General features: G+C 72.5%; 22 protein-coding genes and 2 pseudogenes. 14 read left to right on the forward strand and 10 right to left on the reverse strand.

What is annotated here, in order from left to right; all coding sequences use genetic code 11:
* Positions 1–17: 17 nt before the first annotated feature.
* Positions 18–896 carry an EamA family transporter gene (locus PV721_RS27350; protein ID WP_319728622.1) on the forward strand — a complete coding sequence of 293 codons (879 nt, stop codon included), beginning with the start codon at positions 18–20 and terminating at the stop codon, positions 894–896.
* Positions 896–1,255 carry a DUF1801 domain-containing protein gene (locus tag PV721_RS27355; protein ID WP_319728585.1) on the forward strand — a complete coding sequence of 120 codons (360 nt, stop codon included), beginning with the start codon at positions 896–898 and terminating at the stop codon, positions 1,253–1,255. Before PV721_RS27350 ends, PV721_RS27355 begins: the two co-directional genes overlap by 1 nt.
* A gap of 21 nt (positions 1,256–1,276) precedes the next feature.
* Here the strand turns inward: PV721_RS27355 and PV721_RS27360 are convergent, their stop codons facing one another.
* Together PV721_RS27360 and PV721_RS27365 are read right to left on the reverse strand one after the other, a co-directional pair.
* The gene (locus PV721_RS27360) at positions 1,277–1,618 is read right to left on the reverse strand and encodes a DoxX family protein (RefSeq protein WP_319728587.1); all 342 of its coding nucleotides are present in this window, start codon (positions 1,616–1,618) and stop codon (positions 1,277–1,279) included.
* Positions 1,619–1,775: 157 nt separating this feature from the next.
* The gene (locus tag PV721_RS27365) at positions 1,776–3,398 is read right to left on the reverse strand and encodes a CocE/NonD family hydrolase (protein WP_319728589.1); all 1,623 of its coding nucleotides are present in this window, start codon (positions 3,396–3,398) and stop codon (positions 1,776–1,778) included.
* Positions 3,399–3,726: 328 nt separating this feature from the next.
* Between PV721_RS27365 and PV721_RS27370 the strand changes: the two genes are divergently transcribed.
* Together PV721_RS27370 and PV721_RS27375 are read left to right on the forward strand one after the other, a co-directional pair.
* Positions 3,727–4,539 (forward strand): TIGR03084 family metal-binding protein, encoded by an 813-nt coding sequence (locus PV721_RS27370; protein ID WP_319728592.1) that lies wholly within the window; start codon positions 3,727–3,729, stop codon positions 4,537–4,539.
* Positions 4,536–5,834: pseudogene (locus PV721_RS27375) on the forward strand (acyclic terpene utilization AtuA family protein); the annotation flags it as partial. The gene PV721_RS27370 and the pseudogene PV721_RS27375, both read left to right, overlap by 4 nt.
* Positions 5,835–5,914: 80 nt before the next feature.
* Here the strand turns inward: PV721_RS27375 and PV721_RS27380 are convergent.
* The gene (locus PV721_RS27380) at positions 5,915–6,874 is read right to left on the reverse strand and encodes a YafY family protein (RefSeq protein WP_319728593.1); all 960 of its coding nucleotides are present in this window, start codon (positions 6,872–6,874) and stop codon (positions 5,915–5,917) included.
* Between the two features lie 63 nt (positions 6,875–6,937).
* Between PV721_RS27380 and PV721_RS27385 the strand changes: the two genes are divergently transcribed.
* From PV721_RS27385 to PV721_RS27395, 3 genes and pseudogenes are all read left to right on the forward strand, one after another.
* Positions 6,938–8,506: an MFS transporter gene (locus tag PV721_RS27385; protein ID WP_319728595.1), complete on the forward strand. Its 1,569-nt coding sequence runs from the start codon at positions 6,938–6,940 to the stop codon at positions 8,504–8,506.
* A gap of 146 nt (positions 8,507–8,652) precedes the next feature.
* Positions 8,653–9,047 (forward strand): annotated as a pseudogene (locus PV721_RS27390) (DeoR/GlpR family DNA-binding transcription regulator); the annotation flags it as partial.
* Between the two features lie 47 nt (positions 9,048–9,094).
* On the forward strand, positions 9,095–9,406 hold the full coding sequence (locus PV721_RS27395) for a hypothetical protein (protein ID WP_319728597.1): 312 nt from the start codon (positions 9,095–9,097) through the stop codon (positions 9,404–9,406).
* A 111-nt stretch (positions 9,407–9,517) separates the two neighbouring features.
* On the opposite strand, the gene PV721_RS27400 is transcribed toward PV721_RS27395, so the two are convergent.
* Positions 9,518–10,288, reverse strand: a complete 771-nt coding sequence (locus tag PV721_RS27400; RefSeq protein WP_319728599.1) for a DUF6227 family protein — start codon at positions 10,286–10,288, stop codon at positions 9,518–9,520.
* 192 nt (positions 10,289–10,480) lie between these two features.
* Between PV721_RS27400 and PV721_RS27405 the strand changes: the two genes are divergently transcribed.
* Positions 10,481–11,122 carry a vitamin K epoxide reductase family protein gene (locus tag PV721_RS27405; RefSeq protein ID WP_319728602.1) on the forward strand — a complete coding sequence of 214 codons (642 nt, stop codon included), beginning with the start codon at positions 10,481–10,483 and terminating at the stop codon, positions 11,120–11,122.
* Positions 11,123–11,258: 136 nt separating this feature from the next.
* On the opposite strand, the gene PV721_RS27410 is transcribed toward PV721_RS27405, so the two are convergent.
* A complete protein-coding gene (locus PV721_RS27410; RefSeq protein ID WP_319728604.1) occupies positions 11,259–11,669 on the reverse strand; it encodes a rodlin in 411 nt (136 codons plus the stop codon).
* Positions 11,670–11,939: 270 nt separating this feature from the next.
* Between PV721_RS27410 and PV721_RS27415 the strand changes: the two genes are divergently transcribed.
* Both PV721_RS27415 and PV721_RS27420 read left to right on the forward strand, forming a co-directional pair.
* On the forward strand, positions 11,940–12,542 hold the full coding sequence (locus tag PV721_RS27415) for a hypothetical protein (RefSeq protein WP_319728606.1): 603 nt from the start codon (positions 11,940–11,942) through the stop codon (positions 12,540–12,542).
* 155 nt (positions 12,543–12,697) lie between these two features.
* The gene (locus PV721_RS27420) at positions 12,698–12,937 is read left to right on the forward strand and encodes a chaplin (protein WP_319728608.1); all 240 of its coding nucleotides are present in this window, start codon (positions 12,698–12,700) and stop codon (positions 12,935–12,937) included.
* Between the two features lie 85 nt (positions 12,938–13,022).
* Here PV721_RS27420 and PV721_RS27425 read toward each other — a convergent pair whose 3' ends face one another.
* The 5 genes from PV721_RS27425 to PV721_RS27445 form a co-directional block, all read right to left on the reverse strand.
* Positions 13,023–13,370: a hypothetical protein gene (locus PV721_RS27425; protein WP_319728609.1), complete on the reverse strand. Its 348-nt coding sequence runs from the start codon at positions 13,368–13,370 to the stop codon at positions 13,023–13,025.
* Between the two features lie 196 nt (positions 13,371–13,566).
* Complete coding sequence (locus tag PV721_RS27430) at positions 13,567–14,589, reverse strand: chaplin (protein WP_319728610.1); 1,023 nt, start codon at positions 14,587–14,589, stop codon at positions 13,567–13,569.
* A gap of 121 nt (positions 14,590–14,710) precedes the next feature.
* Entirely contained in the window at positions 14,711–14,944 is a 234-nt protein-coding gene (locus tag PV721_RS27435; RefSeq protein WP_319728612.1) for a chaplin, read from the reverse strand.
* Positions 14,945–15,186: 242 nt separating this feature from the next.
* Positions 15,187–15,597, reverse strand: a complete 411-nt coding sequence (locus PV721_RS27440) for a rodlin (protein ID WP_319728615.1) — start codon at positions 15,595–15,597, stop codon at positions 15,187–15,189.
* A gap of 118 nt (positions 15,598–15,715) precedes the next feature.
* Positions 15,716–15,970, reverse strand: coding sequence for a chaplin (locus PV721_RS27445; RefSeq protein ID WP_319728616.1), 255 nt, complete (start codon positions 15,968–15,970; stop codon positions 15,716–15,718).
* A gap of 174 nt (positions 15,971–16,144) precedes the next feature.
* Between PV721_RS27445 and PV721_RS27450 the strand changes: the two genes are divergently transcribed.
* The 4 genes from PV721_RS27450 to PV721_RS27465 all read left to right on the forward strand — a co-directional run.
* The gene (locus PV721_RS27450; RefSeq protein WP_416371192.1) at positions 16,145–17,233 is read left to right on the forward strand and encodes a DUF3344 domain-containing protein; all 1,089 of its coding nucleotides are present in this window, start codon (positions 16,145–16,147) and stop codon (positions 17,231–17,233) included.
* Positions 17,234–17,252: 19 nt separating this feature from the next.
* Positions 17,253–18,452 carry a glycosyltransferase gene (locus tag PV721_RS27455; RefSeq protein ID WP_319728619.1) on the forward strand — a complete coding sequence of 400 codons (1,200 nt, stop codon included), beginning with the start codon at positions 17,253–17,255 and terminating at the stop codon, positions 18,450–18,452.
* Entirely contained in the window at positions 18,449–19,987 is a 1,539-nt protein-coding gene (locus tag PV721_RS27460; protein WP_416371193.1) for an exopolysaccharide biosynthesis polyprenyl glycosylphosphotransferase, read from the forward strand. The genes PV721_RS27455 and PV721_RS27460 overlap by 4 nt, the downstream gene beginning before the upstream one ends.
* A partial coding sequence (locus PV721_RS27465) for an O-antigen ligase family protein (RefSeq protein ID WP_319728621.1) occupies positions 19,987–21,342 on the forward strand: 1,356 nt, incomplete at its 3' end. The genes PV721_RS27460 and PV721_RS27465, both read left to right, overlap by 1 nt.

Below are 21,342 nucleotides of genomic sequence, written 5' to 3' on the forward strand. Positions count from 1 at the left end.
CCCCCGTATCGGCCCCGCTGCCCGCCGAGGGCCGCGGCCGTGGTCTCGGGCCGGTCGCGCTGGTGATCTCGGCGGGGATCTCGGTGCAGTTCGGCGCCGCCCTCGCGGTCATGATCATGCCGAGGGCGGGTGCGGCGGGCGTGGTCACCCTGCGCCTCGCGGCCGCCGCGGTCGTGCTGCTGCTCCTGTGCCGGCCCAAGGTCCGCGGATACTGCCGCTCCGACTGGGGCACGGTCCTCGCTTTCGGCGTCGCCCTGGCCGGCATGAACGGGCTCTTCTACCAGGCCATCGACCGGATCCCGCTCGGCCCGGCCGTCACCCTGGAGGTGCTCGGGCCGCTGGCCCTGTCCGTCTTCGTCTCCCGGCGCCTGGTGAACGTCCTGTGGGCCGGCCTCGCCCTCGGCGGCGTGGTCCTGCTCTCCGGACACGGCGGGGGCGGCCTCGGCTTCGGCTCCCTCGACCCGCTGGGCGCGGCCTACGCGCTCGGGGCGGGCGCGATGTGGGCGGCGTACATCGTGTTCAGCGCGCGTACGGGCCGTCGCTTCCCGCAGGCGGACGGTCTGGCCCTGGCGATGGCCGTGGCCGCGGTGCTCTCGCTGCCGCTGGGCATCGTCGGCGCCGGCTCGGACCTGCTGGTGCCGAGCACCCTCGCGCTGGGCGTCGGTGTGGCCGTACTGTCCTCGGTCCTGCCCTACACGCTGGAAATGCTCGCCCTGCGGCGGATGCCGGCCCCGACCTTCGCGATCCTGATGAGCCTGGAGCCGGCCATCGCCGCCACCGCGGGCTTCCTCGTCCTGAACCAGGCCATGTCCGCGCTGGACGCCCTGGCCATCGCCCTCGTGATCGCGGCCAGCATGGGCGCGGTCCGCTCCCAGATCAGGAAGCAGGCCGTCTGATGGACGTCGTCACCTACCTGGCCGAGGCCCCCGAGGCCCGCCGCCCCGCCCTCACCAGCCTGCGGGAACTGTGCCTCGCGGAACTGACGGACTTCGAGGAGGTCATCGCGTACGGGATGCCCGCCTACGTGCGGCCGGGCGCGACCGTCGCGGAGATCGCCTGGGCGAACCAGAAGCAGTACATCTCCTTCTACCTGCTGCGCACGGACGTGCGGGACGCCTTCGAGGACCGCCTGGCCGCCCACGACATGGGCAAGGCCTGCCTCCGCTTCCGCAACCCGGCCAAGGTCGACTTCGACCTCCTGCGCGACCTCCTGCGCGCCACGGCGACGGCCGCACCGGGGCCGGTCTGCGTGTAGCGGTCCCGGAGGCCGCCGCGCTCAGAAGCCGAGGGCGAGGGCCACGGCCGCCGGAGCGGCGTAGATCATTGGGAAGGTGACGTGGGCGTAGGAGCGGGCGCGCAGGACGGTGATGACGGCGCCGGTGAAGTAGAGGACCAGGCCGATGGCGGCGGCGATGCCGACGGCCGGGATCCAGAGCCCCACGACCAGGCCGGCGGCGCCGGCGACCTTGGCGGTGGCGAGCCGGTTCCACCAGCTGCGCGGGACGCCGTACTCGGCGAGCGGCTCGACGGTGAACTTGGCGCCGAAGAAGATCGAGGCGCCGGAGAAACCGGCCATGAAAGCGGCGACCAGGGTGACGACGGTGGCGGTGGTGGACATGATTGGGGCTCCCTCTGCTCGGCTGCTCTCTGCGTGCCCTTCACTCCACTGACCCGGGGGAACGCAGGAGTGTGACCGGTCGGGGAAAGCTTTTTCTCCTGGGTTTCCACGCCCGCCCCGCCGGCCGCGGGAGACCGGCGGGGCGGGCGTACGGCTGTCAGCCGAGCGGCAGGTCCAGGTAGGAGGGCGTCGCCTCGGGCGAGGTGAAGGCCAGCGTCGCGCGCGGCAGGTTGGCGTCGCCGTAGAACGGGTCGCGAGCGTCGATCACCAGCATCAGGCGGTGGCCGCGCGGCACGTCGTACGCCGTCGCCTGGAGGTCGATGTCCGCGCTGATCAGGCTGTCGGGCGGGGAGTCGGCGTCGGTGTACGGGGCGTGCGTGACGAGGTGGGCCGCGCCGTCGGGGGCCGCGTCGAGGAGGTACGCGACGAAGGTGGAGCCGGGGTTCGCCGCCCGGTACGTCACGCGCAGCCGCGGAGTGCCGCGCAGCCGGACGGTCTCCGCGGCCGGGTCCGCTTCCCACACGGCGGCGACGGTGCGGTCGATGTCGTCGGTCGGGTAGACCTTCGGGCGGCCGGCGATCTCGTCGTACCCGGACTCGACGACCTTGTCGGCGACGGCCGCGGGGGTGTCCACCCCGCACACCACGGTCGCGGTCCAGCCGGCCTGCGGCTGCTCGGCCAGTTCCCCGCCGTCGGCCAGGTGCAGCCGTTGCACGCTCTCGGTGAGCGAGGGCCAGCTGGGGCGGGGTTCGAGGGTGTTGCTCCACATGACCTCGCCGAGCACCTGGCCCTCGGCGCCGATGCCGTTGTCGATCCCCTTGAGGTGGTGGTCGAACCAGCGGTGGGCGTCCGTCCAGATCCGGTTCGGCAGGCCGAGCATGCCGGTCATCTCCGGCCCGGAGTGGTCGCCGACGGAGACGGCGAGGCGCTTGGGGCCGGTCAGCTCGTTGAACATCTTCAGGGTCTGGTTGGGCGGGAAGAGCGTCTCGTGCCAGGCGTGCGAGAAGAACACCGGCACCTGGCGGCGGTTGAGCTCCTTGATGTGGCTGAAGGGCGAGCGCGTCTCCGCCCAGCGCAGGGTGCCGGGTATGTCGCGGTTGCCGAGGACGTTGTCGAAGACGCTGTGGGTCTGCGGGCTCAGCCGCGCCTTCGCGGCCGCCTTGAGCAGGGCCCGTACGGCGGCGAGGTGGCGGGTGGAGTTCTCGTAGAACGCCTCCCCGAGGTCGCCCCAGCTGCTGAGCGCGACCACGGCGTCGACGCGGGTGTCGTGCGCGGCGACGAGCTGGCTGATGCCGGAGCCGTACGAGTCCCCGAGGAAGCCGATCCTGGTCACCGGGCCGGAGCTGCGCTCGATGAGGTGGTCCAGGGCCCGGCTGCCGTCGGCGACGTCGAGCGGGCCGGCCACGTCGGCCTGGCCCTCGGAGCCGGCGAAGCCGCGGGCGGAGTAGGCGAGGACGTTGTAGCCGCGGGCCGCGAACAGGCTGGCCTGGACGACGTACGGGAGCCAGCCGAGGCTGGTCCAGGGCGAGGGCATGACGATCACCGGGCGCGGCTGGGCCCCGGTGTGCCGCCAGAGTGCTGCGTCGAGGAGGTCCCCGTCGGCGCCGGTCACCTTGCCGCGGGTGAACACGGCGAGGGCGCGGACCTCGGCGACCTCCGCCGCGCGGGCGGGGGCGAGGCCGGTGACGTCGCCGCTCTCCAGGGCGGCGACGAAGGCGCTGAGGGCGGTGGCGTCGAGTTCGGGATAGAGGGAGAAGGGGGGTTGGGCGGCTGGAGTCACGTCAGTCCATCCTCTTCGTCGTGGATCGAACGTGGTGCGCGCGCCCGGGCCCGGAGCGGAACGTTCAGTATCGACGGGACATCCGGTGACGTATCCCGGAGTTTCCGGCTTACGGCCTGAATCGCCCCCTCCGTGCCCGGCGGACACCGCTGCCGCTCCGCGTCGCGGGACCTGCGGCCGACGGGGGCGGCGCGGCAACTCCCCTTCTGTTGCGGCGCTTTGGTGCGGGTGGCGGGAAGGCGCCGCCTCCCGAGAAAATCATGCAAGCGTGCTTGATTGTTTTATCGGGTGCTGCCAGTCTTCCCTCACGCCGAGAGGGGAGCGCACCGTGCCCGATCCGTCCGCCGTCGACGCCGCCGTCGCCGTCTTTGCCGATCTGCGCGAGGAGGGCCGTGAACTCGAAGCACTGGTAGGGGAGTTGCCTGCCGCCGACTGGGCGCGCCCCACCCCCGCAGCCGGCTGGAGCATCGCCCACCAGATCGCCCACCTGCACTGGACCGACCGGGCCTCACTGCTCTCCCTCACCGACGCCACCGGCTTCGGCCTCATGGTCGAGGAGGCCCTGAAGGCCCCCGACTCCTTCGTCGACGAGGGAGCCGAGGAAGGCGCGGCACTGCCGCCCGCCGAACTGCTCGTCCGCTGGCGGGCCACGCGCGCCGCCCTCGACGAGGCGCTCGCCGCAGCCTCGCCCGACACCCGCTTCCCCTGGTACGGGCCGCCGATGAAGGCCGCCTCCATGGCGAGCGCCCGGCTGATGGAGACCTGGGCGCACGGCCAGGACGTCGCCGACGCGCTCGGCGTGCGCCGCACCCCGACCGTGCGGCTGCGGCACGTGGCGCGGATCGGCGTCCGGGCCCGCGACTACGCCCATGCGGTACGCGGACTGCCCGCGCCCGCAGAGGAGTTCCGGGTCGAGCTGACGGCCCCCGACGGCGCCGGGGTGTGGACGTACGGGCCGCCGGACGCCCCGCAGCGGATCACCGGCCCGGCGCTCGACTTCTGCCTCCTGGTGACCCAGCGGGCCCACCGCGCCGACCTGGCCCTCACCGCGATCGGCCCGGACGCGGACCGCTGGCTTGACATCGCCCAGGCCTTCGCCGGCCCGGCGGGCACCGGGCGGAAGCCGGGGGCCGCCCGATGACGCCCGGGCCCCCCGCCGGCCGGCCCCCTGCCGGCCGCCCCCTCCTCATCGGCAACGCCTCCGGCTTCTACGGAGACCGCTTCGACGCCGTGCGCGAGATGCTGACCGGCGGCCCGCTCGACGTGCTGACCGGGGACTACCTCGCCGAGCTGACCATGCTGATCCTCGGCCGCGACCGCCTGAAGAACCCGGACCTCGGCTACGCCAAGACCTTCCTGCGCCAGCTGGAGGAGGGGCTCGGGCTCGCGCACGAGCGGGGCGTTCGGATCGTCGCGAACGCGGGCGGCCTCAACCCGGCAGGACTCGCCGACGCCGTAAGGGCCCTGGCGGCCAAGGTGGGCGTCCCCGTCGCGGTGGCCCACGTCGAGGGCGACGACCTCACTCCGTACGAGGACGGGGCACTGACCGCCAACGCCTACCTCGGAGGCGCCGGGATCACCGCCTGCCTGCGGGCCGGCGCGGACGTGGTGGTGACCGGCCGGGTCACCGACGCGGCGCTGGTCAGCGGCCCGGCGGCCTGGTGGTTCGACTGGGCCCCGGACGACTACGACAAGCTGGCGGGGGCGGTGGTCGCGGGCCACGTCCTGGAGTGCGGAACCCAGGCCACCGGCGGCAACTACGCCTTCTTCACCGCGCACGACGTCCGCCGCCCGGGGTTCCCGCTCGCGGAGATCTCCGCCGACGGCTCGGCGGTCATCACCAAACACCCCGGCACGGGCGGTGCCGTCACCCCCGGCACCGTCACCGCCCAACTCCTCTACGAGACCCAGGGCGTGCGCTACCTCGGCCCCGACGTGACCGCCCGCCTGGACACGGTCCGCCTCTCCGGGGACGGCCCCGACCGCGTCCGCGTCTCGGGCGTGCTCGGCGAACCCCCGTCCTCCACCCTCAAGGTGGGCGTCACCCGCATCGGCGGCTGGCGCAACGAGGTCGTCTTCGTCCTGACCGGCCTGGACATCGAAGCGAAGGCGGCCCTGGTCCGCACGCAGATGTCCGAGGTCCTGGAGGGAGTGGCCACCACCGACTGGACGCTCGCCCGCACGGACCACGAGGACGCCCCGACGGAGGAGACGGCCAGTGCCCTGCTGCGGCTGGTGGTCCGCGACCCTTCCCCGGACCGGGTGGGCCGCGCCCTGACCTCGGCGGCCGTCGAACTGGCCCTGGGCAGCTACCCGGGCTTCCACGTCACCACCCCACCGGGTCCGGCCCAGCCGTACGGGGTCTTCACGTCGACCCTGACCCCGGCGTACGAGGTACCCCACGTGGCAGTCCTGGCGGACGGCACCCGCCTGCCGGTATCCGTTTCAGCCCCTCCGGCGTTCGAGGAGCGGGGGTCCGGGGGCGGAGCACCCATGGGGCCGGGGCGGAGCCCCGGTTACGGGGTCGCAGCCGCGGTCAGCCGGGCGGCCAGTGCGGCGGCGGCGGCCGCCAGGGAGTCCGGCCCGCGCACGGTGAACGGCAGCCCCGTCAGCGCCAGCCGCGCCGCCATCCACTCCGGAGCGTCCGCACTCTCGAAGCGCACCGAGGTCTGCCCGCCCCCGCCCCCGCCCGGGAGGGTCGCGCTCCGCAGCCACGCCGGCAGCTGCTCGGGCCCGGCCTCGAAGTCGACCTCCACCACGTACGTCTGTTTCTCCCCGCCCCGCAACCCCCGCCGCACGAACTCCTCCGCATCCATCGGCAGCGCCCGCGCCGCGAACCGCGCCCCCGTGGCGAAGGCCTCGGACACCCGGTCCACCCGGAAGGTCCGCCAGTCCTCCCGTTCCAGGTCGTAGGCGACGAGGTACCACCGGCTCCCCGTGCTCACCAGCCGGTACGGCTCCACCAGCCGCCGCGACTCGGCCCCGTTCCCCGCCCGGTAGGCGAACCGCAGCCGCTCCGGTCCCGCCACCGCCGACGCCATCACGGTCAGCGTCCGCGGGTCCACGCTCGCCCCGTCCCCCCGGGTCAGCGCGATCGTGGCCGACTGCAGCGCGCTCACCCGGTGCCGCAGCCGCGACGGCAGGACCTGCTCCAGCTTCGCCAGGGCCCGTACGGAGGCCTCCTCGACCCCCTCGATCGCATGCCCGGCCCCGGCCCGCAGCCCCACCGCGATCGCCACGGCCTCCTCGTCGTCGAGCAGCAGCGGTGGCATCGCCGCCCCCGCCACCAGCCGGTAGCCGCCCTCCGCGCCGAGCGTGGCCTCCACCGGGTAGCCGAGGTCCCGGAGCCGCTCGATGTCGCGCCGGATGGTCCGCGCGCTGACCCGCAGCCGCTGCGCCAGCTCGCTCCCGGGCCATTCGCGCGGGGTCTGGAGGAGGGACAGCAGGGAGAGCAGCCGTGCCGGGGTGTCGGTCATGGAATCCAGGTTGCCAGCGAAATAGGACACTGACTGACCTACATCGGGTCTAGGTTTCTCTCCATGACCACCGAGACGTCCAAGACATCGCCCGAAAGAGAGAACGGGCCCGTACGAGAAGAGCGGAACGACGTAGCCCACGACGCACCCAGTTCACCTGCCGACCGCCGCCGCTGGCTGGCGCTCGCCATCGTGATGACCGCGGCCTTCATGGACCTGGTTGACGTCACGATCGTCAACATAGCCATCCGCACCATGCGCGAGGACTTCGGCGCTTCCACCAGCGCGATCCAGTGGATCACCGCGGGGTATGCCCTCGCCTTCGCCGCCGGCCTGATCACCGGCGGCCGTCTCGGTGACATCTACGGCCGCAAGCGCATCTTCCTCATCGGCATAGCCGGGTTCACCGCCGCCTCGCTGCTCTGCGGCATCGCCGCCAACCCGGACGTGCTCGTCGTCGCCCGCCTCCTCCAAGGCGGCATGGCCGCCCTGATGGTGCCGCAGGTCCTGGCGATCATCCATGTCACCTTCCCGCCCCAGGAGCGCGGCAAGGTCTTCGGCATGTTCGGCGCGATCGTGGGCCTCGCCGCCGTTTCGGGCCCGCTGCTCGGCGCGCTGCTCATCGAGTGGGACCTCTTCGGTCTCGGCTGGCGCCCGATCTTCCTGATCAACCTGCCCGTCGGCATCATGGGCGTGATCCTGGGCCGCAAGTTCATCGCCGAGTCCAAGGCCCCGCAGGCGCTGCGCCTGGACCTGATCGGCGTCGTCCTCGCCACCCTCGCCCTGGTCCTGCTGATCTTCCCGCTGACCCACGGCCACGAGAACGACTGGCCGCTGTGGGGCTTCGGCTGCATGATCGCGGCGCCGTTCGTCTTCGCCGCCTTCATCGCCTACGAGAAGTACAAGATCAAGAAGGACGGCTCCCCGCTCGTCGAGCTCTCGCTCTTCAAGGTCAAGAGCTTCGCCGGCGGCATCGCCGTCCAGCTGACCTTCGGCATCGCCACCGGCATCTTCTTCCTGGTCTGGACGATGTACATGCAGATGGGCCTCGGCTGGAGCGTGCTGCGCGCGGGCCTCACCGGCATCCCGTTCTCCATAGCGGTCTCGGTCGCCGCGGGTCTCTCGGTCGAGAAGCTCGTCCCCCGCTTCGGCCGCAAGGTGCTCCAGGCCGGTGCGCTGGTCATGGCCGCCGGTCTGCTCCTCTACATCTGGGAGTCGCAGCACTACGGCATGGAGATCGCCTCCTGGCAGATGGCCGCCCCGCTGGTCGTCATGGGTGTGGGCATGGGCCTGATCGTGGCCCCGCTGAACGACACCGTGCTCTCCGAGGTGCCGCGCGAGCACGCCGGATCCGCCTCGGGCCTGATCAACACCACCGGCCAGATGGGCAACGCGCTCGGTCTGGCCCTGACCTCCGTGGTCTTCTTCGGCCTGATCGAGAACGACATGGTCTTCGGTCCGCCGTACGTCGAGGCCTTCCGCGGCGCGCTGTGGTGGGTCGTGGCCGTTCTGGTCGTGATCTTCGCGGTGATGTTCGTCCTGCCGCGCAGGGCGCTCCCGATGGAGGAGCGCGAAGGTGCCGCCGAGCACGCCGAGCGCACCGGCGCAGCCGAGAAGGTCCCGGTCGCCTAGACCGCGTACGTCCTGCCCCGAGGGACACTCCACGGACATGCCCGCCCCTCCTGGGTGGGCATGTCCGTTTCCTCTGTTTCCGTCCCGGAAGCGGCGTACGGTGAGGGGAAGTCACAGATGCGGGCAGCGAACGGGCGCAGACCCACATGTACGCACCGGAGCGCCGCCAGGAGATCCTCCGCCTCGCCCGCGCGGCTGGCAGCGTCGACGTGGTCGCCCTCGCCGACCGGTTCCAGGTCACCTCCGAGACCGTACGGCGCGACCTCAAGGCCCTCGACCGGTCCGGCCTGGTCCGCCGGGTGCACGGCGGACCATCCCGGCCGCCCGCCTCGACTTCGAGCCGGACCTCGGCGAGCGGGAGGCCACCGCCGCGGACGAGAAGGACCGGATCGCCCTCGCGGCGCTCGCCGAACTCCCCGACGGCGGCAGCGTCGTCCTCGACGCCGGCGGCACGGTCGCCCGGCTCGCCGCCGCGATCCCCGTCGAGGTCGCGCTCACCGTCGTCACCCACGCGCTGCCCCTGGACCTCCCCCTCACCGACCCCGCCACACCGTGAGGGGGCCGGGTGGGGGGCCCGGACCGCACCCCGTGACCTGCCGGGCGGTAGCCGGCCGTGGCCGGCATCTCCTTGATCCGGTCGACGACCGCCCGGGTCATGACGGCATCGGTGAACACGACCGTGCCGGACTTGATCAGGCCCTGCTCGCCGGACTCGCCCTGCACCTGGACCGTGCGCTCGCCGAGGAACGCGAGGCTCTGGCTGGCGAAGATCCACTCTTCCGGCCGGCCGGCCGGCCGGACTGCTCGTCGAGCCGGGCGACCGCGAGCCCGCGCCGGCTCGCGGCGTCGACCGCGTCGTCCACCGTCACCACACCGGGGATCTCCGCAGCGGCCCTGTAGAGCGCGGCCGTGAGTCCGCCGTGGTGAAGGCCGAGTTCCCGTCCGTTCTTCATCAGTTCCGCAGGAGCCGCCCTCGGGGCGCGGTTCGCCCTGCCGACCTCAGCGGGAGCGTCAGCGCACGCGGGCGCGCAGTTCCATGGCTCCGCGCGCGGCCGCCTCGCTCTCGTACACCTCGCACATGTGCCGTCCGTCGGGCGTCGCCGTGTGCTCGACCTCCCAGAGGCTGACCTCGGTCCCGTCCACCAGCACGAAGGCGTGCTCGTACAGGCTGAAGCCGACGTCCCGTCCGTCCGAGCGGGGCTGCCGGCCGCCGAACGCCTGCGTGATCCGGTGCGCGTACGCCGACCGCAGCAGCGCCGCCACCGGCTCACCGGGCCGGTCCCCGTTCTCCGCGCGGCGCAGCACCCGCCGGGCGTGGTCGGCGGACTGCTCCACCGTGTACTCCCGGTGCCGCCGGGCCGGCGCCGGGTCCGCGAAGAGCTCGCTCAGCACCGCCATGTCGTTCTCCGGCTCCTCGTCTCCGGGCAGCAGCACCGGATCGGGGGCCGCTCCGGCGGCGGCCTCTCCGAAGAGCCGGGACACCGCCAGGCAGGTCTCCGCCTTGCTCGCGAAGACCTCGTGGCGGACCCTGCGGTCACCCTCCAGCAGGTACGCCAGCTCCCACAGGGAGACCGAACCGCCGTCGGCCAGCAGATAGGTGTGCCGGTGGGTCTCCCGCCAGATCCCCGTCGCCGGGCTGTGGTGGGTCGTGTAGAGCGAAGAGCTGTGGGCGAGCGCCGTGCCGAGGCGCTCGACCAACCTGTCCGGCAGGTCGAAGGAGTTGAGGGCGCGGCCGAGGAGTCGGTCGAGGTGCGCCTCGGTTGTCTCGTACGGATCGCTCAAGGTGGGTCTCCAGGCCGTCGCAGCTTGTCACTTCGCGGAAGCTCAACGTAACCCCTGGCTCTGACATCACGTCCGGGGTTCGGTAAAACGTCCGGGAAGCATCGGAGGTTCCCGCCACCCCTTCAGGTCAACTTGCGTACGAATGGGCATGGTTGGGCCCGCTCTGTGCGGGAGCGCGGGACTATGGACCGTATGGCAACGAATACAGTGGGCGTCCCGCGCCAGCAGGAACGGCCCCGCAGTGGACACGAGGGCGAACGGGACACCCCGCCCAAGGGGTTGGCCTGGCTGCTGGCCCTCACCGGGGCGGCCGGGCTGCTGGCCTCCTGGGTGATCACCCTCGACAAATTCCTCCTGCTGGAGGACCCGGACTTCAAGCCCGCCTGCAGTCTGAACCCGGTCGTCTCGTGCGGCAGCGTGATGCAGAGCGAGCAGGCGGCGGCCTTCGGCTTCCCCAATCCGATGCTGGGGCTCGTCGGGTACGCCGTCGTGGTCTGCGTCGGCGCGGGCCTGCTGGCCGGCGCCCGCCACCGCGGCTGGTTCTGGCTCGGACTGAACGCCGGCACGCTCTTCGGCGTGGGCTTCTGCACCTGGCTGATGGTCCAGTCGCTCTACGAGATCAACGCGCTCTGCTTGTGGTGCTGCCTGGCCTGGGTGGCGACCCTGCTGATGTTCTGGGCGGTCACCGCGCACAACGTCCGCACGCGCGCCCTCCCCGCCCCCGGCCCGGTGCGGGGCTTCTTCACCGAGTTCGGCTGGGCCCCGCCCGCCCTGCACATCGGAGTGATCGGCATGCTGGTCCTCACCCGGTGGTGGGACTTCTGGACCGGCTGACCGCGGGCGGAACGGCACGGCACGGCACGCGCGAGGGCCCCGGCGGCTGGACGCCGCCGGGGCCCTCGTCACCTCGGCACTTCGCTCCGCGGACCCAGGGGCCCGCGCACGCCCCGAAGGGGGCGGGGAGCGGAAATCAGCTGCCGACGGAGGCGTTGCCCGACAGGATCGGGATGTTGTCCAGGATGTGCGAGAGCGTCTCGTCACCCTTGGCCTGGGTGGAGTTCTCGGTGCACTGCTGGTTCTGCGGGTTCGACGCGATCGGGATGTCCTGCACGCCGATGTTGAGCGCGGCGAGCAGCGACTGGGCGTTGACCTTCGCCGGCAGGCCGATGCAGGGCTTGTTCAGGGTGCCCTGGACCACGCCGAGCTGCGGGCTCAGGTCGCCGTGGGTCTTCTGGTTGCCGTAGATCTGCTGGGCGCCGTTGCCGTTGACGGTGGTGACCCCGTTGTCGTTGCCGATCGCCATGGCCGGGGCCGCAGCAGCAGCGCCCGCGCCGACGGCAACGGCGGAGACCGCGGCGGCGGTCATGAACTTCTTGAACATCTTGATCCTTCTGTCGCACGAGTGCCCGCTGATGGAGCGCCCTGGTCAACTGCCCTGTCAGGGGGTTGGTTCCGGTCCTTCACTCAAACGGCGTGCGCGCGCCGAGTTTTCCCCGGCCCGGGTGAGTGGCCTGCGGACGCGTGCGCGAAGCCCGTACGCAGCCCGGATGCGCTCAGGTTCCGGTTGCGCTCCGTACGAGGTGTTCGCACGGTGGGTGAGGAAGCGGATCATTCGGGTCCGTTTGTGTGCCCCCACCCAGAAGGAACGCTCATGCGCCGCACGAAGCCGTCCCGCGCCCGCCTCCTCGTCCCGTCGGCCCTCGCCGTCGTCATACTGTCCGGCGCGGCCGCCCCCGCAGGCGCCGCGGACGGAGACGCCTCCGCGTCGCTCAACGGCCGAGTGGCCTCCGTCCAGCAGCAGGTCGACAAGATCGAGAGGCGTGCGGCGGCGGCCGGTCCCATCGACGACCTGCTCGCGGGCCTCACCAAGACCCTGCAGGACCTGCTCGCGTCCGTGGGAGGCCTGCTGCCGGACGGGGTGAAACTGCCGCCGATCGAGCTGCCGAAGCTCCCGGACCTGCAGCTCCCCGACCTGTCCGATCTGATCCCCGCGGTTCCTGCGGTTCCTGAGGTGCCCGCGGTTCCTGAGGTGCCCGCGGTTCCTGCGGTGCCCGCAGGGCCTGCGGTTCCTGCGGTGCCCGCAGCGCCTGCGGTTCCTGCGGTGCCCGCAGCGCCTGCGGTTCCTGCGGTGCCCGCAGCGCCCGCAGTGCCCGCGGTCCCGAAGCTTCCCGCGATCCCCGAGCTCCCCGAGCTCCCCGAGCTCCCCGCGATCCCCGAGATTCCGGATGTCCCCGGCCTTCCCGCCCTGCCGTAGGGCGCGGGACGACCGGGAACCCACCGCACGGTTATGACAATTGAGCCGAACAGGTCTGATCGTGCGCCTGGCCGTGTCGTTATGGGAGGGTGGACCGTTTCGCTCGGTGTGAGCCCCGGATCGGGGCAGAACATCGAACAGAAGGTGCACTTCCCATGAACTCTGCCAAGAAGGCCGCCCTGGTCCTGGCCACCGCTGGTCTCGCTGCGGTCGGTGCCGCCGGTTCCGCCGCCGCCGACTCGCAGGCCGAGGGCGCGGCCGTGGGCTCCCCCGGCGTCCTGTCCGGCAACCTGCTGCAGGTGCCGGTGCACATCCCGGTCAACGTCTGCGGCAACACCGTGAACGTCATCGGTGCGCTGAACCCCGCGTTCGGCAACCACTGCTTCAACGACTGACGTTCACCGCACGACCGACTGTGGGCGCCCCGGCTTCGCCGGTGGCGCCCACAGTCGTGTCGGTACGCGTTTCAGGCGGGGCGGTTCAGCCCTGGCCGCCGTTGAGCTTCACTCCGCCGAGCAGCGGGGACGTCCGGGTGGCGCCGTTCGCGAGGCCCAGTACGGTGCCCGGCACCTCGTTGCGGACCTGGTTGACCCTCTGGACCGTCTCCACGGCCTTGTTGAGGCCCTCGCCCTGCTCGGCCAGCGCGTTGCCCGCCGTCTGCGGCGCCGACTCGGTGAACGGCCCGACGGCGTTGAGCGCCTCCGTCGCTCCGCTGGTCAGGCTCATGGGGGGCATCGTGGCCGGGGGCTCGGCGGCGAAGGCGGTGGTGGACGCGCCGAGGGCGGCGACAGATCCGGCGACGACAGCGGCGACCTTCGTGAGCTTCATTATTCGAAATCCTCTTCTTTTTTCGTGGGCAGCGGCGTCAGCGGCGACCGTCGCGCCGCTTTCACCCTGGGTAACGATTCCCCGCCGCTGCGGAAACGCGAACGAGTGCGCGGTGAAGAACGCGGTCATGACAGCGGCCGGAGAATCCGACGAGGATTCTCCGGCCGATATGTCTTCTGATTACCGTTATCGGTCGTCAGGCGATACGGGACCGCCGGTACAGAATGGCGCCGCCCAGGATGAGAGCCGTGGCGAGGGCCGCCGCGGCCGCGGGCTGACCCGCGCCGGTCTCCGCGAGCACGGGCGCGCTCACGTGTGCCGGAGCGGGAACGGGAACCTGCGCCGGGACCCGGACCTGGGCGGAAGCCGGGGCAGGGGCAGGGGCGACCGGGACCGGTGCCGGGCGCAGGTGGACGGGTGCGTCACCGGCGGGGGCGGCCGGCGGCTGGTCGGCGGGCGGTGCGACCTCGGGTGCCGGCGCGGGGACAGGCGCCGGGTGCTCCACGGGCTGGCTCCCGTGCGGCGGTCGCGGGCCGGGACCCTCGTCCACGACGGGAGCCGGCGCCTCCGGTGCCGGGACGGGCTCCGGTGCGGGCAGCGGGGCGGGCTGCTCCTCCACGGGCTCCGGCATCGGGTGCGGCTCGTGGGGCGCGGGCGCGTGGTGCTCGGGCGGAGGCGGCGCGGCCCCGGGGTGGTCGTCGCACTCCTCCTCGCCGTGCTCCTTGCCCTGCTCCTCGCCGTAGCCGCCCTCGTGGCGCGGCTCCTCGTGGCGCGGCTTGGCATGCCGCGGCCCCTGGGGCCGGGGCGCCTCGGGCCGGGCCTCCTCGTGGTTCCGGGACTCCTGGCGCTGCTCCGGCACAGCGTGCCGGCCCGGTCGCTCCTCGAGGTACCGCTCGAAGGCCTCGGCGTTCTCCGGGCTGAGGTAGCGCGCGTAGTCGTAGCCGTCGCCGGTGTGCGAGCCGGACGTGGTGGCGCACGTGTTCCCCATCGCAGGGTTGAGCGCCGCACCGCCGTCCACGCTGTTGCCGCACACGTTCGGTGCGAAGGTGACGGGTACCGAGACGCTGTTGCCGGCCAGCACGCCCGGTGAATGCGAGACCTCGGCCGTGGCCCCGGAGTGCGCGTAGGCCGCGCCGGTCGCGATCGACAGCAGGCTGGACGCGGCCGCCGCCGTGAGCATCCCCTTGCCCAGTACCTGTCGGCTCAGTACCTGTCGCATGGGTCCTTCCCTGTCTACCGGCGCTACGGCCGGTGCTGAATCGAGGGTGGCCTCGGAGTGCGCCGCCGTGCACTCCGAGGCCACCCCGAGGAGGTTTGCCCTGGTGGGCGCAACCGCTTCGTCAGTGGTTGATGCAGACGTTGCCGAACGCCGGGTTCAGCAGCGCGACGATGTTCACGGTGTTGCCGCAGATGTTGATCGGGATGTTGATCGGCACCTGCACGTTGTTGCCGGACAGGACGCCGGGGGAGCCCGCGGCCACGCCCGCGGCGTCCGCGTTGGCCATGGCGGGGGAGGCTGCACCGACTGCCATCAGGGCGCCGGCGGCCAGCACCACTGCCTTCTTGTACGTCATTTTGATTTCGATCCTTCCCGCAGAGGCGTATCCACTGCAGAATTAACAACGACTGGTCCGGGAAAAGGAAACCGCGCATTTTCGGCGACCTTCCGGCAATTCACTCCGATGCCCGGTGGCTGAATTCTTGGCGGGCCGGCGGGATTTGTTCCGCCGATTACCGCCGGCGCGGAAGCCGGGCTCCACACGCGGCGAGGCCGCCGCGACCCGAAGGTGCGACGGCCTCGCTGGCGCGGCTCGGGTCAGCTGCCGTGGGACACGTTGCCGGACAGGACCGGAATGTTGTCCAGGATGTGCGAGAGGGCCTCGTCGCCCTTGGCCTGGGTGGAGTTCTCGGTGCACTGCTGGTTCTGCGGGTTGGACAGGACCGGGATGTCCTGGACGCCGATGTTGACCAGGGCCAGGACGGACTGCACGTTGGCCTTCGCGGGGAGGGCGATGCAAGGCTTGTTGAAGGAGCCCTGGATCAGCGCCATTTGCGGGCTCATGTTGCCGTAGGTGGCCTGGTTGCCGTAGATCTGCGCGGCGCCGTTCCCCTGGACGGTGGTGACGCCGCCGTCGTTGCCGATGGCCATCGCCTGGGGCGCCATGGCGGCACCGATGCCCACGACCGAGGCGGCAACCGCGGCCGAGGCCATCATCTTCTTGATCATTGTGGTCCCTTTTTTGCAGGATTGCCCGGTAGCGGAGCACCCGGATCAACGGCTCGGACCCGGCTCGGGTTGCGTGCATTCACCCGGATGCAGCCGTTTCGGCCGATGCGGTTGACGGTCAGGCGTTCACGCAGACGTTGCCGAACGCGGGGTTCAGCGCACCGATGACGTTCACGGTGTTGCCGCAGACGTTGACCGGGACGTGCACCGGAACCTGGAGCAGGTTGCCGGACAGGACGCCGGGGGACCCGGCGGTGACGCCGCCGGCGGTGGCTCCGTCCCCGCCGTACGCGGAGGCGAGGCCCGCGCCGCCCATCAGCACGGCGGCGCCCGCGACGGCGACGGTGGTGCCGCGCACCAGCCTCTTCTTCATCTCCGCATTTCCTTTCGGTTCGGACAATGGTGCACCGCATAACGACCCGCCCGTTCCGAGGGTGCGTGCCATCGCCCAAAAGGCCGTACGAGCGAGTCCGGCGTGATTTCCCGCCCGATTTCTGCCAAAGTTCACTCCTGTTTTGTCCCCTTGATCGAAAATGGAGACAGGGTCATGGGTTCCTCCCGCAGAATCCTCGGCACGTTCGGTCTGCTGTCCTGCCTGACCCTTTCCGTGAACGCCCCGGCGGCCGGGGCGGCGCCCGGTCCCAAGGAGCTGCCACGGGTACCGTTCACCCAGCGTTACCAGGCCGTGCAGCACGGCGGACTGGTACGGGCCTCCAACTCCGGCATCAGCTGCCGCAAGGAGGAGTCCCCTCAGGCCGAGCCGTGCGCCGAGGTCAAGCGCGGCGCCGCCGGCGTCAACAGCGACTTCGAGATGTTCTACAGCGAGGTCGACAAGGACCCCGACACCTACAACTCCACCCGCGCCGAGCTCAAGGTCCCCCAGGGCGCGAAGGTCTCGTACGCCCGGCTCTACTGGGGCGGGAACCTGCGGGTGGGCGAGCAGAAGCCGCCGGAGGACAACGGCCGGGTGCTGGTCGCCGAGCCCAGCGGCGAGTACAAGGAGGTCCTCGCCGACACGGTGATGGGCCACCGCACGGACGCGGGCAGCGATGCCTACCAAGCCTCCGCCGACGTGACCCCGCTGGTCCGCAAGGGCGGCGCCGGCATGTGGACGGTGGCCCAGCTCAACATCGCCATGGGCCACTCCGAGGTGGGGGCCTGGGGCGGCTGGACGCTGGTCGTCGCCTACGAGCACCCGCAGGAGCCGGTCCGCCGGATCTCGCTGTGGGACGGCTTCGAGGGGATCGCCGCCCCAGCGGGCGACGGAACGGTCGAGATCGAGGGCCTGGACGCGCCGGCCGGGTCCGCGGGCCGGGTCGGGGTGGTCGCGTACGACGGGGACCGGGGAACCCTCGGCGATTCACTCACCGTGACGGCCGACAGCGGGCGCCGGGTGAGCCTCAGCGACGGAGATAATCCTTTTAATGATGTCATGAATTCCACGATCACGGAATTCGGAGACCGGCCGTTCGTGCGACAGCCCGAACATATGAATAATCTCGGATATGACGCGGACGTGTTCGACCTGAGTCCCGCTCTGTCCGGTGGCGCCCGCAGTCTGAACTTCAGGTTCACGGGTGAAAGTCAGGGTCAATTCCTCGGTGTGCTCTTCGTTCAGACAGACGCGCGCCGCTGAACGCAGGAGACCACTCCACGTGCCCACACAATCTCGGGCGGCACAGCCCAGGACCGTCCTCCATCTCGTACAGCCCGTCGACGGCGGCGTGGCCAGGGTCGTCATCGACCTCGTCCGCGCACAGACCGCCGACGGCCTCCGCACCGTCGTCGGCTGCCCGCCCGGCGGCACCCTCGGCGACGCCGCCCGCGCCGCCGGGGCCGAAGTGCTCACCTGGCGGGCAGGGCGGGCCCCCGGGCCCGGGCTGCCCGCCGAGCTGATCGGCGCCCGGCGGCTGCTCCGCCAGGTGCGGCCCGACCTGTTGCACACCCACAGCGCCAAGGCCGGACTCGCCGGGCGGCTCGCCGCGCGCGGCGCCGTGCCCACCGTCTTCCAGCCCCACGCCTGGTCCTTCGACGCGGTCGGCGGGGCCACCGCCGCGCTCGCCCTGCGCTGGGAGCGGTACGGGGCCCGCTGGGCCGACCGGGTGCTCTGTGTCAGCGAGGCCGAACGCCGCGCGGGCGAGACCGAGGGCATCACCGCCCGGTGGTCGGTGATCCGCAACGGCGTGGACCTCGAGCACTTCCGCCCCGGCGGACCCGACCCCGAACAGGACAGGGCCCGGGCACGCGCCGAACTGCCGCTGCCCGACGCCCTCCGGGGCAGCCTGGTGGACGGGGGTCTGCTCGCCGTCTGCGTCGGCCGGATCTGCCTCCAGAAGGGGCAGGACATCTTGCTGCGGGCCTGGCCGGAGCTGCTGGGCGCCGTCCCGGGAGCCCGCCTCGCCCTCGTCGGAGACGGCCCCGACACCGAACGGCTGCGCCGCACGGCTCCGTCCGGAGTGCACTTCGCGGGCGCCGCCGCCGACATCCGACCGTGGCTTCGGGCCGCCGATCTCGTTGTACTGCCGTCGCGGTGGGAAGGCATGGCGCTCGCCCCGCTCGAAGCCATGGCCTGTGGTCGCCCGGTCCTGGTCTCCGACGTCAGCGGCGCCCGGGAGAGCCTGCCGCCCGGCCAGGGACGCCTGTGCCTGGTGCCGCCGGAGGACCCGACGGCGCTGGCCAAGGCCCTGGGACGGCTGCTCGCCGAGCCGCGGCTCCTCGCCGAACTGGGGGAGCAGGCCCGGCAGCACGCCCGGACCGACTTCGACGTGCGGCGGACCACGGAAGCGGTCACCGGCCTGTACCACGAACTGCTGGGCAGGCCCCGGCCCTTGAACCAGGAGCGCATCAGCCGATGACGATGGACAGCGCACCCGCCCGGCACACCGGGCAGGGCGGCACGGGGCCCGCCGGCGGCAGCGCCTTCGCGCCCGCGCCACACGCGGCGGCCCGCCGTTCCGCGACCGCCATCCACCCCCCGCGCGGGCCCAGGACGGACCAGGCCAGGCCCGCCCTACGCCCGCGGCGGATCCGTCGCCGCGGCCGGGTACTGCCGCTGCTCACCGCCGACGCGCTGGCCGCCGTACTCACCGCGACGACCCTGCCCGGGCCGGCACTGCCGGCCCCCGTGGCGGTGCCGGTCGTCGCCGCCCTCCCCCTGCTGCTCGCCGCGCTGCACGCGCAGGCCGGGCTGTACCGGCCGCGGCTCGCCCCCTCCGCGTTCCTCGAACTGCCCGCGCTGGCCGGGCGGTCCGCCGTCCTGTGGTGCGGGGCGGCCGCCGTACTGGCCGCCGTCGACCCGGCCCGGGCCCTGGGCTGGAACGCCCTCTTCACCGCCCTCTGCCTGCAGGTCGTCCTGGTCTGCGCGGGACGCGGCCTCGTCAACCAGCTCGAGCGCCGCGCGGCCGTGCGCCGGCCCGCCTCCGCCCTCGTCGTCGGACCCGGCGCCGGGGCGAGCGCGGTGGCCGCCGCCCTGCACGGCCACCCCGAGTTCGGGCTGCGCCCGGTCGGGCTCGCCGACACGACGGCCGCCGCCGAGGCCGACAGCGGCGCCCTGCCGTACCTCGCCACCCACGAGGACATCCGGCGCGCGGTCATCCAGAACTCCGTGCGGCACGCGGTGTTCACCCGTCCGCCCGAGGCGGACGAGCGCACCGCCTCCCTGGTCCGGCTCTTCCACGACCACGGCTGCCGGCTGTGGCTCGCCGACCCGGCCGGCACCGCCAAGGTCACCGGGATGCGCCTCCCGCACCCCGCCGACCAGCTGTGGGGGTACGCCGTGCAGCCGCTGCTGCCGCGCCCGGCCCGGCCGCTGGAGCGCTGGGCCAAGCGGGGCATCGACTCCGCGCTGGCCCTGGTCGCGCTGATCGCCGCCGCCCCCGTGATGGGCCTGTGCGCACTGGCCGTACGGCTCTGGGACGGGCCGGGGGTGATCTTCCGGCAGGAGCGGGTCGGCCTGTACGGGCGCCCCTTCACCCTGCTGAAGTTCCGTACCCTGCGCGCCGACGAGCACGAGGCCGCCACCCGCTGGACCGTCGCGGGCGACCGAGGGATGAGCCCGGTGGGCTCCTTCCTGCGCAAGTCCTCGCTCGACGAGCTGCCGCAGCTGTGGAACGTCGTGCGCGGTGACATGAGCCTCGTCGGCCCGCGCCCCGAACGGCCCTTCTTCGTCGCCAAATTCTCCACCGTCCACCCCGGCTACGAAGCCCGCCACCGGATGCCCGTCGGCATCACCGGCCTCGCCCAGATCAACGGCCTGCGCGGGGACACCTCCATCGAGGACCGGGCCCGCTTCGACAACCACTACATCGACACCTGGTCGCTGTGGCAGGACCTGTGGATCCTCGCCCGCACCGCGGCCTCCTTCTTCCGCTTCCGGCTGGGGGGCAGCTGATGAGCCTCGTCGTCACCGGTCCCTGGACCCGGCCCGACCTGCCGGGACTGCTGCGCCGGCACTGGCCGTTGCTGCCGCTGGCCGCGACCGTGCTGTTCCTGCTCGTGCCGCTCCCGGCGGGGGACGCGACCGCCTCCGGGAAGGTCGGCCCGGCCGACGCCGCCTCGCTGCTGCTGGTGTTCGTCTGCGCGGTGCAGGCGCTGCGCGGCCGGGTGCGGACCCTGACCCCCCTGGGCGTGCTCGTCCTCGGCACCCCGGCCGTCGGCCTCGCGATCGCGACGATGACCGCGGGGGACCCGTACGCCGCCCTGCCCGGCTTCGTGCGCTACCTCCAGGTCTTCGTGCTCGTCCCGGCGGCCGTGGTGCTGCTGGTGCGCGACGCCTCGGAGTTCCGGCTGGCCGCCGGGTGTTTCGTGGTCCTGGCGCTGGTGCAGGGCGCGGTCGGGGTCGTGCAGTACGTGACCCACACCGGGGCCTCCTACCAGGGCCAGAACATCCGGGCCGTGGGCACCTTCGGTCCCGGCGACGTCATGGGCATGGCCACAGTGGTGGCCTACGGGCTGGTCGTGGCGACCGCGGTCTCGCTGGCGCCCGGGCTGCCGCAGCGGGTCCGGCGGATCGCCGGGGGCGCGGCGCTGGTGCTGGTGCTTCCGCTGGTGCTGTCGTTCAGCCGGGGCGTGTGGATCGCCACCGTCGGCGCGGCGGTGCTGGTGATGGTGCTGGCGGGGATCCGGCGGGCACTGAAGGTGCTCCTCGCGCTCGCCGCCGCGGGTGTGGTCCTGGTGGGCGGGCTCGGCGTCGGCTCCGACATGGTCGCCGAGCGGCTGACCTCCATCACCCAGGTCTCCAGCGCCCCCGACCAGTCGGTGACCGACCGCTACACGATGTGGGCCGCGGCCGGGTCGATGTGGCGCGAGCGGCCGGCGGTGGGCGTGGGCCTGAAGGGCTTCCCGGCCCACCGCGACGGCCATTCCTCGCTGGGGCTCTCCTCCGGCAGTGACACCGCGGGCGCGGGGCAGGCGTACATCCGCCAGCCGCTGCTCTCCCCGCACAACATGTACCTGCTGATCCTGAGCGAGCAGGGCCTGATCGGCCTGATCGCGCTGGCTGGCGGCTGGGCGGCGCTGCTGGTCGCGGGGCTCCGCCGGCTCGCCGCCGGCGAGGGGATCCGGGACTGCGGGCTGATCGCGACGGGCCTGTTCGTGTGGCAGCTGACCGACTTCCTCTACGCCGACATCGGGGGGCCGTCCACCGTGCTGACCGGAGTGATCATCGGCCTGGCGGCCTGGTGGGCGCTGCCCTCCCCGGGCGCCGCGGGGCCACTGCGTGGGGCGGCTGCGGTGTTCGGGGCCGCC

This window comes from Streptomyces sp. MB09-01 (genome assembly GCF_033794505.1).
Classification (GTDB): domain Bacteria; phylum Actinomycetota; class Actinomycetes; order Streptomycetales; family Streptomycetaceae; genus Streptomyces.

Coding starts and splice junctions, on each gene's coding strand:
- PV721_RS27355 (WP_319728585.1), top strand. CDS start 896: ATGGACGTCGTCACCTACCTGGCCGAGGCCCCCGAGGCCCGCCGCCCC.
- PV721_RS27360 (WP_319728587.1), bottom strand. CDS start 1,618: ATGTCCACCACCGCCACCGTCGTCACCCTGGTCGCCGCTTTCATGGCC.
- PV721_RS27380 (WP_319728593.1), bottom strand. CDS start 6,874: ATGACCGACACCCCGGCACGGCTGCTCTCCCTGCTGTCCCTCCTCCAG.
- PV721_RS27385 (WP_319728595.1), top strand. CDS start 6,938: ATGACCACCGAGACGTCCAAGACATCGCCCGAAAGAGAGAACGGGCCC.
- PV721_RS27405 (WP_319728602.1), top strand. CDS start 10,481: ATGGCAACGAATACAGTGGGCGTCCCGCGCCAGCAGGAACGGCCCCGC.
- PV721_RS27410 (WP_319728604.1), bottom strand. CDS start 11,669: ATGTTCAAGAAGTTCATGACCGCCGCCGCGGTCTCCGCCGTTGCCGTC.
- PV721_RS27415 (WP_319728606.1), top strand. CDS start 11,940: ATGCGCCGCACGAAGCCGTCCCGCGCCCGCCTCCTCGTCCCGTCGGCC.
- PV721_RS27420 (WP_319728608.1), top strand. CDS start 12,698: ATGAACTCTGCCAAGAAGGCCGCCCTGGTCCTGGCCACCGCTGGTCTC.
- PV721_RS27425 (WP_319728609.1), bottom strand. CDS start 13,370: ATGAAGCTCACGAAGGTCGCCGCTGTCGTCGCCGGATCTGTCGCCGCC.
- PV721_RS27430 (WP_319728610.1), bottom strand. CDS start 14,589: ATGCGACAGGTACTGAGCCGACAGGTACTGGGCAAGGGGATGCTCACG.
- PV721_RS27435 (WP_319728612.1), bottom strand. CDS start 14,944: ATGACGTACAAGAAGGCAGTGGTGCTGGCCGCCGGCGCCCTGATGGCA.
- PV721_RS27440 (WP_319728615.1), bottom strand. CDS start 15,597: ATGATCAAGAAGATGATGGCCTCGGCCGCGGTTGCCGCCTCGGTCGTG.
- PV721_RS27445 (WP_319728616.1), bottom strand. CDS start 15,970: ATGAAGAAGAGGCTGGTGCGCGGCACCACCGTCGCCGTCGCGGGCGCC.
- PV721_RS27450 (WP_416371192.1), top strand. CDS start 16,145: ATGGGTTCCTCCCGCAGAATCCTCGGCACGTTCGGTCTGCTGTCCTGC.
- PV721_RS27460 (WP_416371193.1), top strand. CDS start 18,449: ATGACGATGGACAGCGCACCCGCCCGGCACACCGGGCAGGGCGGCACG.